The organism is Pseudomonas sp. NPDC090203, from assembly GCF_044746765.1.
GTDB lineage: Bacteria > Pseudomonadota > Gammaproteobacteria > Pseudomonadales > Pseudomonadaceae > Aquipseudomonas > Aquipseudomonas putida_AD.
Genome location: NZ_JBIVCV010000001.1, coordinates 458,011 through 472,913 on the forward strand (window position 1 = coordinate 458,011; position 14,903 = coordinate 472,913).

Annotated in this window: 13 protein-coding genes; 3 read left to right on the forward strand and 10 right to left on the reverse strand. The window is 62.9% G+C overall.

Features of this window, described 5'->3' with window-relative positions; genetic code table 11:
• The first annotated feature begins 27 nt into the window (after window positions 1-27).
• Window positions 28-1,110 (forward strand): patatin-like phospholipase family protein, encoded by a 1,083-nt coding sequence (locus tag ACIPO9_RS02055; RefSeq protein ID WP_400778588.1) that lies wholly within the window; start codon window positions 28-30, stop codon window positions 1,108-1,110.
• Between the two features lie 104 nt (window positions 1,111-1,214).
• Window positions 1,215-1,571, forward strand: coding sequence for a 6-carboxytetrahydropterin synthase QueD (queD, locus tag ACIPO9_RS02060; protein WP_274136153.1), 357 nt, complete (start codon window positions 1,215-1,217; stop codon window positions 1,569-1,571).
• Between the two features lie 265 nt (window positions 1,572-1,836).
• Here the strand turns inward: queD and ACIPO9_RS02065 are convergent, their stop codons facing one another.
• The 7 genes from ACIPO9_RS02065 to ACIPO9_RS02095 form a co-directional block, all read right to left on the reverse strand.
• Window positions 1,837-2,793, reverse strand: coding sequence for an omptin family outer membrane protease (locus ACIPO9_RS02065; RefSeq protein ID WP_400778590.1), 957 nt, complete (start codon window positions 2,791-2,793; stop codon window positions 1,837-1,839).
• A gap of 193 nt (window positions 2,794-2,986) precedes the next feature.
• Entirely contained in the window at window positions 2,987-5,650 is a 2,664-nt protein-coding gene (gene pepN / locus ACIPO9_RS02070; protein ID WP_274136149.1) for an aminopeptidase N, read from the reverse strand.
• 10 nt (window positions 5,651-5,660) lie between these two features.
• Window positions 5,661-6,491 (reverse strand): DUF2797 domain-containing protein, encoded by an 831-nt coding sequence (locus ACIPO9_RS02075; protein ID WP_274136148.1) that lies wholly within the window; start codon window positions 6,489-6,491, stop codon window positions 5,661-5,663.
• Window positions 6,488-6,748 (reverse strand): YeaC family protein, encoded by a 261-nt coding sequence (locus tag ACIPO9_RS02080; RefSeq protein ID WP_062380693.1) that lies wholly within the window; start codon window positions 6,746-6,748, stop codon window positions 6,488-6,490. The genes ACIPO9_RS02075 and ACIPO9_RS02080 overlap by 4 nt, the downstream gene beginning before the upstream one ends.
• 29 nt (window positions 6,749-6,777) lie before the next feature.
• The gene (locus ACIPO9_RS02085; protein WP_400778592.1) at window positions 6,778-7,650 is read right to left on the reverse strand and encodes a rhomboid family intramembrane serine protease; all 873 of its coding nucleotides are present in this window, start codon (window positions 7,648-7,650) and stop codon (window positions 6,778-6,780) included.
• Window positions 7,647-8,618, reverse strand: a complete 972-nt coding sequence (locus ACIPO9_RS02090) for a metallophosphoesterase (protein WP_400778595.1) — start codon at window positions 8,616-8,618, stop codon at window positions 7,647-7,649. Before ACIPO9_RS02090 ends, ACIPO9_RS02085 begins: the two co-directional genes overlap by 4 nt.
• Window positions 8,618-9,508: an NAD(+) kinase gene (locus ACIPO9_RS02095; protein ID WP_274136145.1), complete on the reverse strand. Its 891-nt coding sequence runs from the start codon at window positions 9,506-9,508 to the stop codon at window positions 8,618-8,620. The genes ACIPO9_RS02090 and ACIPO9_RS02095 overlap by 1 nt, the downstream gene beginning before the upstream one ends.
• A gap of 211 nt (window positions 9,509-9,719) precedes the next feature.
• Here ACIPO9_RS02095 and ACIPO9_RS02100 point away from each other — a divergent pair, with 211 nt between their 5' ends.
• Window positions 9,720-10,703, forward strand: a complete 984-nt coding sequence (locus ACIPO9_RS02100) for a DUF1853 family protein (protein ID WP_400778598.1) — start codon at window positions 9,720-9,722, stop codon at window positions 10,701-10,703.
• On the opposite strand, the gene ACIPO9_RS02105 is transcribed toward ACIPO9_RS02100, so the two are convergent.
• The 3 genes from ACIPO9_RS02105 to ACIPO9_RS02115 all read right to left on the reverse strand — a co-directional run bounded on the left by ACIPO9_RS02105 (window position 10,666) and on the right by ACIPO9_RS02115 (window position 14,774).
• Window positions 10,666-11,949, reverse strand: coding sequence for an arsenic transporter (locus tag ACIPO9_RS02105; protein WP_274136142.1), 1,284 nt, complete (start codon window positions 11,947-11,949; stop codon window positions 10,666-10,668). The two genes, ACIPO9_RS02100 and ACIPO9_RS02105, sit on opposite strands and share 38 nt — an antisense overlap.
• An 11-nt stretch (window positions 11,950-11,960) precedes the next feature.
• Window positions 11,961-13,184 (reverse strand): MFS transporter, encoded by a 1,224-nt coding sequence (locus ACIPO9_RS02110; RefSeq protein WP_274136141.1) that lies wholly within the window; start codon window positions 13,182-13,184, stop codon window positions 11,961-11,963.
• 249 nt (window positions 13,185-13,433) lie between these two features.
• Window positions 13,434-14,774, reverse strand: coding sequence for an MFS transporter (locus tag ACIPO9_RS02115; protein ID WP_400778602.1), 1,341 nt, complete (start codon window positions 14,772-14,774; stop codon window positions 13,434-13,436).
• Window positions 14,775-14,903 lie beyond the last annotated feature (129 nt).

Sequence of the window (14,903 nt, forward strand, 5' to 3'; positions counted from 1 at the left end):
CAACGCCTGCTCAACCACGGAGTACACATGAGCGCGATTCAGATCAAATCCCGCGCACTGACGATCAAGGCCGGCAAACGCGCCATGGCGCGGATTCGCGACCGAGGCCTCGCGCCAGCGGACGTTGCCATCATTCCCGGCGCCGCAGGCGGCCCCAAGGCACTGGGGATTCAGGGACTGGACCTGGCGCTGTTCGGCGAATGGCTGCCACGGGCCCCGCGCGAGCGTTCGCTGATCGGTGCGTCCATCGGTTCCTGGCGGTTTGCCAGCGCCTGCCTGCCCGACCCTGTGCAAGGCATCGAGCGGCTGGGCAAGCTCTACAACGAGCAGAGCTTCGCCAAGGGCGTGACCATGGCTGAGGTCAGCAGCAGTTGCGTGAAGATGCTCGACGACCTGCTTGAGGGCCGCGATGCCAGTGTGTTGAGCAACCCCTATTACCGGCTCAACATCATGATCGTGAAGAGCCACGGGCTGCTGGCGCTGGATCATCGCGGCGGCCTGGGGCTGGGCCTGGGCTCGGTGATCGCCAACAACCTGCTGGGGCGTGCGCGTTTGTCCCGGCACTTCGAACGCCTGATCATGCACGATGCCCGCCTGGCGCCACCGCTGTCGGCCCTGACGGACTTCCCGTCGCGCTGCCTGCCTCTGGACGTCGGCAATCTGCGCCAGGCGTTGCTGGCCTCGGGTTCGATTCCCATGGTGATGCAGGGCGTGATGGACATTCCCGGTGCGGGGCCCGGGACCTTCCGCGACGGCGGCCTGCTGGACTATCACCTGGACCTGCCCTACAGCGGCAGCGACATCGTGCTGTACCCGCATTTCACCGACAAAATCATCCCTGGCTGGTTCGACAAGACCCTGCCGTGGCGCCGTGGGGACCTGGACCGCCTGCAGGATGTGGTGCTGCTGGCACCCTCTGCCGATTATCTGTCGACCCTGCCCTTCGGCAAACTGCCAGACCGCAGCGACTTCAAGCGCTTCGTGGGCAAGGACCCGGAGCGCCAGCGCTACTGGCGCACCGCGATGGAACAGAGTCGCAGGCTGGGTGATGAATTCATCGACCTGGTGGACAGCGGCAAGCTTTCGGAGCGAATGGACGCACTGATCTAACCAGGCGGTCAGGTTTTGCCTGCCCCTGGACAAACCTTTGCTGGTAAACTCGTCGGCTGCATCCATCGCCCTGGCGATCGCCACTTTTCAAGGCTCTTACTACCGTGGAAATCTTCAAAGAATTTACGTTCGAATCCGCCCACCGCCTTCCTCACGTTCCTGAGGGCCACAAGTGCGGCCGACTGCATGGTCACTCCTTCCGGGTAGCGATCTACCTGCAGGGCGAGCCGGATCCGCATACTGGCTGGATCCGCGACTTCTCGGAAATCAAGACCATCTTCAAGCCGTTGTACGAGCGTCTTGACCACAACTACCTCAACGACATTCCAGGCCTGGAGAACCCGACCAGCGAAGTGCTGGTGAAGTGGATCTGGAACGAGCTCAAGCCTTTGTTGCCTGAATTGTCGGCCATTCGTATTCACGAGACCTGCACCAGCGGTTGCGTGTATCGCGGCGAGTGATGTTGAAAAAACCACCTTCGGGTGGTTTTTCGTTTATTGGCTGTGGTGCCCTCCAGATCGCGCCCGCCGGCACATGCTCCGCACCGGTCTTTGTAGGAGCGCGCTTGCCCGCGAATGCGCCGGACCAGACGCCTCAGAGGTGCCTGACCCACCGCCATCGCGGGCAAGCGCGCTCCTACGGATCCGTGTTGAACGGTGATTCTCGATACACCCACAACCCCGTAGCAGCACGGCTTGCCGGCGGGGGCGATTTCAAGAACGCTGCTTAGAACCGATAATCCACCGCCAGGCTGGACAACACCGTCCTGCTCGCCTGTGATCCTGACTTGCCGCCGAAGTGGTAGCTCTGGCCGCTCGGCAGATCTGTATACCGCGTACTGCCCTTGGCCTCGGCATGCACCTGATAATCGACACCCGCCTTCACCGCAAGCTGCGGACTGACCTGATAAGACGCACCCAGCGCCAGGCTCTGCATCTGGCCGGTGTTGCCGTTGTTCCCGGCAACGGTCAGGCTGCGCATGTGGTGCGTATCGAATGACCGGGCCTTGACCCACTGGCTGTACTTGAACCGCCCTTCGAGGGTCCAGGCCCGGTAGTTGTAGATGCCGACCAGCCCGATATAAGGCGTGTCGTAGGTCTGTTGATAACTGACGCCTTTCTCGCCCCGTGGAAACTCCCCGGTCGAGTCCCGGAAATCGTCCTCTGAATAGACGTAACGGCCACCGCGAGCCTGCCAGCCCAACTGCGTGCGCTGATAACCCAGCATCACCCCTACTGCCAGATCATCACGCTTCAACGCCCAGGCGGTGGCTGCCACTTCTGCTTGCCAAGCCTTCTGTACGCGGGTGTTGGGGTGATCGGAATAGTCAGTCCAACTTTCGCCTTCATCGCCCAGCCAGTCGTAGTCCTTCATGTGCCCGTCACCCTTGGTGATCTGCGTCCAGCCGCGGGCTTCGAGGGACAGCCAGTCCAGCGGATCATAAGTCAGCCCCAGGTGCAGTGTGGGAATCTGCTTGAGGTCCCAGTTCAACTGGCTGATTTTCTTGCCGTCATCAGTGTCGTACACCTTCTCCTGTGCCTGGCCATTAAGCATACCCAGCCCCAGGCTGACTGCCACCTGACCCAGTTGAAAGCCCTGCTCCTCAGTCACCTTCGCGTCGGCGGCTGCATCCTGCACCAGCAGCGCAAGCCCCATTACCGCCAGCGTTCTACGTCCGTTCATCAGCCACTCCGCACCGTTTCAAAGAGGGTGTAAAGAATGAACGCGCACGCAGGATGGTTCTGCCAGCCCTCTCCCACTGAGCGTGTGTGAAACCTAAACGCGCGATGACGGACCGATCCTACAAACCATTCGCGCAGAAAAAAGGGCCGCCCGTTTGCCCGGGCGGCCCTCTGGTCAATGCGTCAGACGTGGATCACGCCAGACTCTTGCTCACCACTTCATAGACATCAGGCGACAGCGGACCGGAGGCGAGAATGCGCTCCAGCTCGGCCTTCATCAGGCCCTGACGTTTATCGTCGTACTTGCGCCAGCGGGTCAGCGGCGCCAGTTGACGCGAGGCGATCTGCGGGTTGAAGCCGTTCAGCTCGATGACCAGATCGGCCAGGAAGCGATAGCCCGAGCCGTCCGCCGCGTGGAAGTTGATGAGGTTCTGCCCGGCGAACGCGCCGATCAGTGCCCGCACCTTGTTCGGGTTCTTCATGGTGAAGGCCGGGTGCTGCATCAACGCTTTCACGCGGCCCAGACCGCCAGGCAAGGTGCTGGCCGCCTGGACGCTGAACCACTGATCCATGACCAGCGCGTTGTCCTTGAAGTTCTCGGCGAACACCGCCAGTGCCTTGGCCTTCTCGTCTTCGAACGGCGAGTTGACCAGCACGGCCAGCGCGGTCAGGCGCTCGGTCATGTTGTCGGCCGTGTCGAACTGGTCGATGGCGGCTGTCAGCACTTCAGGCTTGCCGCTCAGCATCAGGTAGGACAGGGCAATGTTCTGCAACGCACGGCGGGCGAAGTGCTCGGACTCGGCGACGTAAGCGGTGTTTTTCGACAGCTCGCGGTTGGCCTGATAACGCTTCCACAGCGCGTCGCTCAGGCTGTTCGCCAGTTGCTGACGGGTGAACTCGCGGGCAGCATGGATCGCATCGACATCGGCCACTTCGCTGATTTCGGTGAGGTAGGCCTCGCCCGGCAACGACAGCATTTCAGCGACCATGGCCTGATCCAGCGAATCATCAGCCAGCACAGTACCGAGCGCCGTGATCAGACGCTGATCCAGCACCAAAGCCTCGCCCTTCTGATGCTGGGCGATCAGTTCCTGCAACACCTGAACCGACAACTGCTGCCCGGCATCCCAACGGTTGAAACCGTCGCTGTCGTGCTGCATCAGGAACATCAACTGGTCGCGGTTGTACGGGAAGCTCAGTTTCACCGGCGCCGAGAAACCGCGCAGCAGCGATGGCAGCGGCTGTTCGGCGATGTCTACGAAGGTGAAGGTCTGTTCGGCTTCGGTGACCGAAATCACCCGCGAAGTGCCGGATGCCGACGATTCGCCTTGCAGGCGCAACGCGATTTCGCGGCCCTGTGGGTCCAGCAGGCCCATGGATACCGGGATCACGAACGGCTTTTTCTCCTCGCCAGGCTGGCCGGGGGTGGTCGGCGCGCTTTGGCGGAAGGTCAGGCTGTAGGTCTTGGCCGCTGCGTCGTAGGCATCGGTCACGCTCAGGCGTGGCGTGCCCGCTTGCGAGTACCAACGCTTGAACTGGGTCAGGTCGATGCCGTTGGCGTCTTCCATGGCCTTGACGAAATCGTCGCAGGTCACGGCCTGGCCGTCATGGCGCTCGAAGTACAGGTCGCTGCCCTTGCGGAAGCCATCGGCGCCCAGCAGGGTGTGGATCATGCCGACCACTTCCGAGCCCTTTTCGTACACGGTCAGGGTGTAGAAGTTGGAAATCTCGATGAAGCTGTCCGGACGAACGGCGTGGGCCATGGGGCCGGCGTCTTCGGCAAACTGGTGGGTGCGCAGGTAGGCAACGTCCTGGATGCGCTTGACCGTGGCCGAGTTCATGTCGGCCGAGAAGCCCGAGTCACGGAATACGGTGAAGCCTTCCTTGAGCGACAACTGGAACCAGTCGCGGCAAGTCACGCGGTTGCCCGACCAGTTGTGGAAATACTCGTGGGCGACGATGGCTTCGACGCGCTGGTGGGCGGCGTCGGTCGCGGTTTCGGCGCGGGCCAGCACGGCGCTGGAGTTGAAGATGTTGAGGCCCTTGTTCTCCATGGCGCCCATGTTGAAGTCGTTCACCGCCACGATCATGAAGATGTCCAGGTCGTATTCGCGGCCGTAGACCTCCTCGTCCCAGCGCATGGACTTCTTCAGGCTGTCCATGGCGTGCTGGCACTTGTCGATGTTTTCCTGCTCGACGTAAATGCGCAGCGTGACCTTGCGCTCGGTCATGGTGGTGAAGGTGTCTTCGATGCACCACAGGTCGCCCGCCACCAGCGCGAACAGGTAGGCAGGCTTCTTGAACGGGTCTTCCCAGGTGATCCAGTGACGGCCGTCGTCGGAAGGACCGGCATCAACCGGGTTGCCGTTGGACAGCAGGATCGGGAAGTCCTGCTTGTCGGCGATCACGGTCGTGGTGAAGCTGCTCATCACGTCGGGACGGTCGAGGTAATAGGTGATCTTGCGGAAACCCTCGGCCTCGCACTGGGTGCAGAACATGCCGCTGGACTTGTACAGGCCTTCCAGCGCGGTGTTGGTTTCCGGGTGGATCTTCACGCTGGTGTCCAGGGTGAAAGTCTCTGTCGCCGGCTGCACAGTCAGGTTGTCCGGCGTCAGGACGTAGTCGCCCGATGCCAGATCGACGTCGGCCAGCTTGACCGACAGCAGCTCCAGCTGTTGGCCATCCAGCACCAGCGGTGGCAGGCCTGGGCCCCGTTCCGGGTTGCGGCGCATGACCAGTTGCGCGTGGACCAGGGTGTGGTCGTCGAACAATTCGAAGGTCAGGTGCGTCTCGTCGATGAGGTACTCAGGCGCCTGATAATCCTTCAGGTAGATCATTTTCGGCTGTTCGGTACGCATGATGCTGTCCTTAGTGATGCACGGCGAGCTGGTAGGCCGTGTACTTGCGAATGTTGATCACGCCGGTGTCGAAGATCAGGTATTGACCCTTGATCCCCAGCAACGTGCCTTCGGCGATGGGATCCTTGTCCAGGTTGAAGCTGACGATCTTGGCGGGATACGCCTGGACCGGGTACTGAATCTCGATGGGCGCCACGTCGTCGAGCAACTGGATCGCCTGCAGCCCGAAACGCGCCTGCAGATCGGCAATGCCCTGGGCGCACGATTCGAACAATTGCTGACGAATGGCCGTCAGGTCAACCGATGGCGCATCGCCTTTAAGCAGCGCGCGCCAGTTGGTGCGGTCAGCGACCTGGCTGCGGAACAGGTCTTCGACGAAGCCCGATTGCTGGCGGGTCGAGACGCGCACGATGGGCAGCGCCTGGCTTGCGCCCTGGTCCAGCCAGCGGGTTGGCAACTGGGTGGCGCGGGTGATGCCGACCTTCACGCCCGAGGAGTTGGCCAGGTAGACCACGTGGTCGGTCATGCAGAACTGCTCGCCCCAGCTCGGCTCACGGCAGGTGCCGTGTTCGTGGTGGCATTTTTCCGGGCTCATGATGCACACGTCGCACTGCGCCAGCTTCTGCATGCAGGGGTAACAATAACCCTGGCTGAAACTGGTCTTGGTCTTGCGACCGCAGTGGCTGCAATGGATCGCGCCCAGATATTCCAGGCGCACGGTCTTGCCGATCAGCGGGTTGACCGGGATCTGCGCATCGCCCAGGCGAAACGCATATTCGACCCGCGAGGCATCGAGCCGCGCAGACATTTTGTTGACGGAGCCGCGACCGATTTCAATCAATGGATGGCATCCGACTTGAACAGGATGTTCGGCACCGGCGCCGACTTGGAGGCACATTCCTGCGGGCCCATGTAGCCGATGCGCTGCTCTTCGGGCACGTTGCGCACTTCCCAGGCGATCAGCGCCTGCAGCGACAGCTCACGTTGTTCCTGAGTCAGCTTGCGGCCATCGGACCACTTGCCGATTTCCACGGCCAGTTTCAGGCTTTCGTAGATGTCCGGGGTGATGTTTTCGATCATTTCGACAAAAGAGGACATTGGGTTCTCCCAGAATTAAGCGGGCGATTTTAATGTTTACGGCGCGCTAATGCACCGCCCACAAGACCTGTTGCACAACCGACGATCAGGCCGCCGACATGGGCACCGTTGGCGATCTCGCCAAACCCCAGCAGCCCGACCACGCCGGACATGCACACCACCAGCCAGATCAGCATCATGCCCAGGGTGCCGCGCGGCAGGCGATAGAGCGCGCTGGGCGCCAGTAGTTGGTAGATCCAGCAATGCCCCAGCAAGGCGTAGAGCACGCCGGAAAGCCCGCCAAACAGCGTCGGGCCGCTCCAGAAATACTGCACGTAGTTGGAAAACGCTGCGAACACCAGGGTCAGGCCCAGCAATGTCCAGCGGCCCTGGCGCACTTCGATTCGCCGCCCAAGCTCCCAGAACCACAGGGCGTTCATCACCAGGTGCAGGAGGCCGAAGTGGATCAGCATGGGCGAGATGATCCGCCACCACTGCCCCGCCGCCAGCGACACGTCCAGCGGGGTGAACATGACGTAGTTGCCGCTGACGCGGAAATCGTTGAAGGTCAGCCAGCTCAGGGCGTCGAGGTTGTCGCCCAGCAGCGTGACGCCGGCAACGATCGCGCACAGCAGCAGAATCGCCACCGTCATCGGGGCGCTGCGCACCTGCATCAGGGGGCTGGGCCGGCTGCTCGCCACAAGCTCCCGGCCCGGGGGCAACTGCGCCGTGGGATCACCCTGGGGATATTGCCGATAAAGCTCGCCGATATCCGCCACCAGCGTGCCCGCGTCCGGCACCCAGAGCACTTGCTCGCCGGCCTCCTCGCTGACCCGATGGGGCACGTTGAGGCGCCGGAGCAATTCGACGAAGCCGTTCAGGTCGGTGTTGAGGGGCAACCGTAATGCCACGACCGGCTTCACTGGGCCGTCTCCGGGCGCTTGACGTCAACCCAGACGAACTTGCCCGGATCGATGACGCTTTCCTGATCCAGGCGGTAGGCCACCAGCTTGCCGTACAGCACCGCGCTGTAGTCCAGGCACGCAAGGTTGGGGCGGATCGGCGCGGGAACGCCGCTGCGCCAGTAATGGCCGACGAACAGCAACGGCTGGTCGATGCCATAGCGCAGCAGCGCGTTTTTCTCGGTGTCCGACAGCGGCCGTTTGGCCACCGGCTCCGGCAGCGCGTCGGGCTGGAACACCACATCGCCGTAGGTCTGCGGGTCGTCTTCCCAGAATTTGGTACGGAACGAGGCCCGCGTCAGGCCGTCACCGCCGGTCAGCGTCATGCCGTGGGGCAGGCGCATGTCGGTGCCGCGCAGCAGACGGTCGAACACCGCACTGGCGAAGCTGCCCGGCAGCGCCGAGGCCTGGACGAAATGCTGGTCGATGCGGCCGTCGCCATGGGCGCTGCGCAGCGGTTCGATCAGGCTGGCGTCCCAGCAGGCGTGCACCAGCCGGAAACGTTCGGCGTCGATGAACAGCGGCAGCTCGTAGAACCAGTTGAGGAAATCCTTCCAGTCGCCGGGGTGCTGCTCGAACTGCGCCAGCGTTTCGCCGAGCAGGCGGGCATGGCGCGGCGTGTGTTCGCGCACGAACTGTTTGCCGCTCTCGGGCGGCGCAGGGGTTTCCCAGCCCAGGGCGTTGAACTCATGGTTGCCCATGATGCAGAACGCGTGACCGGCCACGACCATGTCGTGAACGATGTGCAGCGCCTCGCGAATCCGCGGGCCGCGGTCGATGATGTCGCCCAGGAACAGGGCGATGCGTTCAGGGTGGCGCCATACGCCGGCCTGAAAACGGTAACCAAGGGTGTCGAGCAAGTGCTCAAGGGTCTGGGCACATCCATGCACGTCACCGATCAGATCGTAGCTACGCGCGGGATCGAGCATCAGTCGCTCCCGCCGCCGAGCCGACTGCCCCAACCGAGTTTGGTCCGGCAGACTTCGTAGTAGTTGTGGTCGAGCGGGTGGATCAGGCGCAGTTTCTGGGGCTTTTTCTTGACCGTCACGGTGTCACCCGGTGCGCAGGTGAAGTGGTTTTGTCCATCGCAGGAGACCTGTGGATAAATCGTCATGTCCTTTGAGACAACGATTTTCAGCTCACTGTTGCCGTCGACGACAATTGGCCGGCCAGAAAGTGTGTGCGGATACATCGGCACGATGACGATGGCGTCCAGTTTGGGGTGCATGATCGGCCCGCCCGCTGACAGCGCATAGGCCGTGGAGCCGGTCGGCGTGGCCACAATAAGCCCGTCGGCCTTCTGGCTGCAGACGAACTGGCCGTCGATGTAGATCTCGAATTCGATCATGCGCGTGGATTTGCCGGGGTGCAGCACCACGTCGTTGAGCGCGTCGCCCTGGCCGATGGCTTCGCCGTGGCGACGCACTTCGGCCTGGAGCAGGAAGCGGTTTTCCACTAGGTAGTGACCGTCCAGCACCTCGGCGACCTTCACTTCCAGCTCGTCGGGGCGGATGTCGGTCAGAAAGCCCAGGCTGCCGCGGTTGATCCCCAGCACCGGCACGTTGTGCTTGGCCAGCGCCCGCGCCGCGCCCAGCAGGCTACCGTCGCCGCCGACCACGATGACCATGTCGCAGACCTCGCCCAGCATCTTGCGCGAGGACGTCTGCAGGCCGTGGCCAGGCAGGACTTCGGCGATGGTGTCTTCGAGGATCACATGCAGGTGCCGCGACATCAGGAATTTCTTGAGTCGGCGGACGGTCTCCAGCACCTGGGAACTGCCCAGGCGACCGATGATGCCGATATTACGAAATTGCTCCATGGGGCTCCCGCAGGGTCGATACGTGTAAAGAAAGCGATTATGGGCGATGGGGTCGATAGCGGCAAATGATGCCTGAATCCGTTGCGATCCCCGTAGCAGCAGGGCTTGCCCGCGGGAGCGATCTTGAATACGCCCCCGCCGGCAAGCCGTGCTGCTACGGGACCAGGGTTGTAGCCCAAAACGTACCAAAGGTGGCTGCTATCCTCTGCAGATGAACCCATTCCCTACCCTCTCCCACCTGCCCCACCAACTGCGCACGCCCCAGGTGCGGGATCTGGCCTGGGTCATTCTATCGCCGCCTATGCTGGCCACCACTCAATGGCCGCAGCGCCACCCGCTCAGCGCCAGTGACTGGGTCACGCAGCCTCAGGCGCTGGAGGCTTTCCTGCACGCTCTGGATCAGGACAACAGCGCCCTGCTCCAATGGCTGTCACGCAGCTCGATCCGCCGCCTGGGGCTGTATTACGAACGCCTCTGGCAGTTCGCGATCACCCACGCGCCGGGCGTTGAAATGCTCGCCGCCAACCTGCCGATCCGCGCCGAAGGCCAGACCCTGGGCGAGCTGGACATGCTGCTGCGCGACCGTGACGGCATCCATCATGTGGAACTGGCGATCAAGTTCTATCTGGGCCTGGCCGACGCCGATGGCCGGGACAGCGCCCACTGGTTCGGCCCCGGCAGCCATGACCGGCTGGATCTGAAACTGGCGCACCTGAACCAGCATCAGTTGCCGATCTCGGCGCGCGAGGAAAGCCGTCAGGCACTGGCAGCACTGGGCATCGAATCCTTCAGTGCCGAATTGTGGCTGGGCGGTTATCTGTTCTACCCGTGGTGCGATAGCCCGCAACCGCCCGAGGGTGCCCACCCCGATCATCTGCGCGGGCAGTGGCTGCATCATAAGGACTGGCCCCGCTTCGCCGCGCAACACCCGTCCGCACGCTGGCAACAGTTGCCCCGCCACGCCTGGTTGGGGCCATCGCGCGACGACCTGCCGTGGAGCAGCGAGGTGTTCGCCCAGTGGCTGCAACAGCTTGAACCCGGATCACCGGCGCAACTTCTGGTACGCCTCACGCCCCACCCCGACGGCCATTGGGAAGAGGCCCAGCGGGTGTTTCTGGTCCCGGATCAGTGGCCCGCCGTTGCCGACCGCGACCCTGCTACAGACTCAGCCGCAACACCAGCGCCGCCAGTGTGATCAGCAGCACCGGCAAGGTCAGCACGATGCCGACCCGGAAGTAATAACCCCAACCGATGCTCACGCCCTTGCGCGCCAGCACATGCAACCAGAGCAAGGTCGCCAGGCTGCCGATCGGCGTGATCTTCGGCCCAAGGTCGCTGCCGATGACGTTGGCGTAGATCATCGCCTCCTGCAACGGCCCGTGGGCCTGGCTTGCGTCGATGGAGAGCAGCCCAATCAGCACCGTCGGCAGGTTGTTCATCACCGACGACAGCAGCGCCGTCAGCACCCCGGTGCCCATGGCCGCGCCCCACAACCCGTGCTCGGCAAAGCGATCCAGCCAGCCGGCCAGATAGGTGGTCATGCCCTCGTTGCGCAGGCCGTAGACCACCAGATACATGCCCAGGGAGAAAATCACAATCTGCCACGGCGCCTCCTTCATTACCTTGCGCGTGGAAATCTTGTGGCCCTTGGCAGCGATGCCCAGCAGGATCGCCGCGCAAACGGCGGAGATCGCGCTGATGGGAATGCCCAGCGGCTCCAGGGCAAAGCAGCCCACCAGCAGAATCCCCAGCACCCACCAACCGGCGATGAAGGTCGCACGGTCGTGAATGGCCGAAACAGGGTCGGCCAGTTGCGAAGCGTCGAAGGTCTTGGGAATGTCGCGGCGGAAGAACAGCAGCAGCACCAGCAGCGTCGCCGCCACGCTGACCAGGTTCACCGGCACCATGACCGAGGCATAGCGGTTGAAGCCGATGCCGAAGTAGTCCGCAGAGACGATGTTCACCAGGTTCGACACCACCAGCGGCAGGCTGGCGGTATCAGCGATGAACCCGGCAGCCATGACGAACGCAAGGGTGGTCGCTTTCGAGAAACGCAGCGCCAGCAGCATCGACATGACGATTGGCGTGAGGATCAGCGCCGCGCCATCGTTGGCGAACAGCGCCGAAACCAGCGCCCCCAGTAGCACGATGAACGCAAACAGCCAGCGCCCCCGGCCCCTGCCCCATCGCGCCACATGCAGCGCCGACCAGTTGAAGAAACCGGCCTCATCGAGCAACAGGCTGATGATGATCAGCGCGATGAAGGTACCGGTCGCGTTCCAGATGATGTGCCAGACCTGCGGAATGTCCGAGAGATGCACCACGCCGAACAGCAACGCCAGCACCGCCCCGAAGGTCGCACTCCAGCCGACGCCCAGCCCCTTGGGTTGCCAGATCACCAGGGTGATGGTGGCCAGAAAGATCAGAAACGCTGTCAGCATGAAGGTCAGGTTCAGGTTCGTACGGAAGGTTTGGGTTTGGTGCGCGGCAGCAGAATCGCCAGCACCCCGAACAGCGGCAGGAACGAGCACAGGGTGTAGACGTAGACGATACCGTAGAGGTCAGCCAGATGCCCGAGCAGCGCCGCGCCAATGCCGCCGAAGCCGAACATCAGGCCGAAGAAGATCCCGGCGATCATGCCGACATTGCCAGGCACCAGTTCCTGCGCATACACGACGATGGCCGAGAACGCCGACGCCAAAATGAAACCGACGATCACGCTCAACACGCTGGTCCAGAACAGGTCCGCATAAGGCAGCGCGATGGTGAACGGGGCAACCCCAAGGATCGAGAACCAGATCACCGCCTTGCGCCCGATCTTGTCGCCAATCGGGCCGCCAAAGAAAGTGCCCGCCGCCACCGCCGCCAGGAACATGAACAGGTGCAGTTGCGAACTGGCCACTGACAGCTGGAATTTGTCGATCAGGAAGAAGGTGAAGTAGCTGGTGAAACTGGCCATGTAGAAATACTTGGAGAACACCAGCAGCGCCAGCACCACCAACGCACTGGTGACACGGCCTTTGGACAGGCCGTGGGTCGCAGCCTGGCCGGCCTTGAGCTTGAACAGCGCCAGGTGCTTCTTGTACCAGCGGCTGATGGCGTACAGCAGGCCCACCGAGAACAGCGCGATCAGGGCGAAGTACGCGATATGGCCCTGACCGAACGGAATGATGATCGCCGCCGCCAGCAGCGGACCAATCGCCGAGCCACTGTTACCGCCCACCTGAAAGCTCGATTGCGCCAGGCCAAAGCGCCCGCCGGAGGCCAGCCGCGCAATCCGCGAGGCCTCGGGGTGGAAGGTCGAGGAACCGATGCCAATCAGCCCCGCCGCCAACAGGATCAAGGGGAAACTGCCCACGGTGGCGAGCATCAGCACACCGCCCAGGATGCACAGCGAACCCACCGGCAGCACCAGCGGGTTGGGGTGACGGTCGGTGTAGTAACCAACCCATGGCTGCAGCAGGGAGGCGGTGACCTGGAACGTCAGGGTGATCAGGCCGACCTGGGTGAAGCTCAGGCCGTAGGAGGCCTTGAGCATCGGGTAGATCGACGGCAGGATCGACTGGATCAGGTCATTGAGCAAATGCGCCAGCGCCACGGCACCGATGATGCGCATGACCAGCGGACTGGTTTGAGGGGCCGCGGCGGTCGCGGTCGAAGGGCTGGTGACGGCCATCAGGTTCATCCATCGAACGATTGAGATGCCGCGCGCGAGATGGTTTCAAAAGATGTCGGCGGCACAAGGGGCAGTCAATGTGCCATTTTTTGGGGCGCCAGTGCCACGTTTTGTTACAACAATGTGAGGTGGCTATCGATCTGGCATCGCCTTGTAGGAGCGCGCTTGCCCGCGCTGGCGGTGGATCAGCACCACGAAGTGAGCCCGACACACCGCCGTCGCGGGCAAGCGCGCTCCTACAGGCCTGCGTTACGCCACTGAACGGGCAGCGGTAGGCGAATGGGCGTGCCCCTCGATCTCATCCAGCGAAACCTTCGACGTCTCCCTCAACGCCAGGCCACCTGCCAGCCCCAGCAGCGCCACCAGAATCAGGTAGAACGCAGGGGCCAGGTTGCTGCCGGTGGCGCCGATCAGCCAGGTCGCCATCAACGGCGCGGTGCCGCCGAAAATCGTGTATGCCATGTTGTAGGTGATCGCCGAGGCGGTGTAGCGCGTGCGGGTCGGGAAGGTCTCAGACAACAACGCCGCCGTCACCACGTTGCACAGCACCGCCCCTGTCGCCAGCAACATCACGCCGATGATCGAGCCTGTGAACGAACCGGAACTGGCCATCAGGAACGACGGATACACCATCACCGCCAGCAGGACGCAGGCCGTGACCACTGTAGCCCGGCGCCCGACCTTGTCGGAAAACGCGCCCGCCACCGGGCACATCGCGGCGGCGAACAACAACGCGATCAGCGACACCAGCAAGGCCGTGGCCCGGCTCAGGCCGCCCACCACCTGCAGGTACGTCGCGAAGTAGGTGGTGAACATGTAGAACGACAGCGCCGTCAGCGAGATGAACGCACCCAGCGCGCAAATCGCACCGCCGTGATTGCGCAGGGTTTCCTTGAGCGGCGAATGGGCCACGGCGTCCTCGTCGGCGACAGCCTGGAACGCCGGGGTTTCGTCCAGCTTCCAGCGCAGGTACAGGCCGACCAACCCCAGCGGCGCAGCCACCAGGAACGGCACGCGCCAGCCCCAGGTGCTCATGGCTTCGGTGGAGAGCGAGGCCTCCAGGGCGTAGGCAAAGATCGCCGCAGAGGCAAAGGCGGCGAAGGTCGATACCGGCACGAAACTGCCGTACCAGGCGCGTTTGCCCCGCGGCGCGTGCTCCATGAGGTAGGCGCAGGCCCCGGCGTATTCGCCGCCGGCAGAAAAGCCCTGGGCACAACGAATGATGGTCAGCAGGATCGGCGCCATCACCCCGATTGCGGCGTAGGTGGGCAACAGGCCGATGATGGTGGTCGCCCCGGCCATCAGCAGGATGGTGAAGGCCAGCGTGCGCTTGCGGCCGATCTTGTCACCGAGCATGCCGAAGAACAGCCCGCCCAAGGGCCGAAAGGCAAAGGCCACGGCAAACACGGCGAAGGTCTTGAGCAATGCCGCGCTGGCGTCGCCGCTGGGAAAGAACTCCTGGGCGATGGTGGTGGCGAGAAAACCGTAGACCGCAAAGTCGAACCATTCGACAAAATTGCCGATGCTCGCCGCAACGATGACTTTTCTCAAAGTGGCAGGGTCAACCTGCTCGATGGCTGGAGTGGTCATGCAAACCTCGGCGTGCGTAGTGAATACCCGATTATCGGTACAGCGCCCGAGCCGCCTGACTCCAAAAGTGTCGCCGACATACTCAGGACCGACCTGTCGGGGTGTCTAGTCCGCAGGATTCATGCCAGA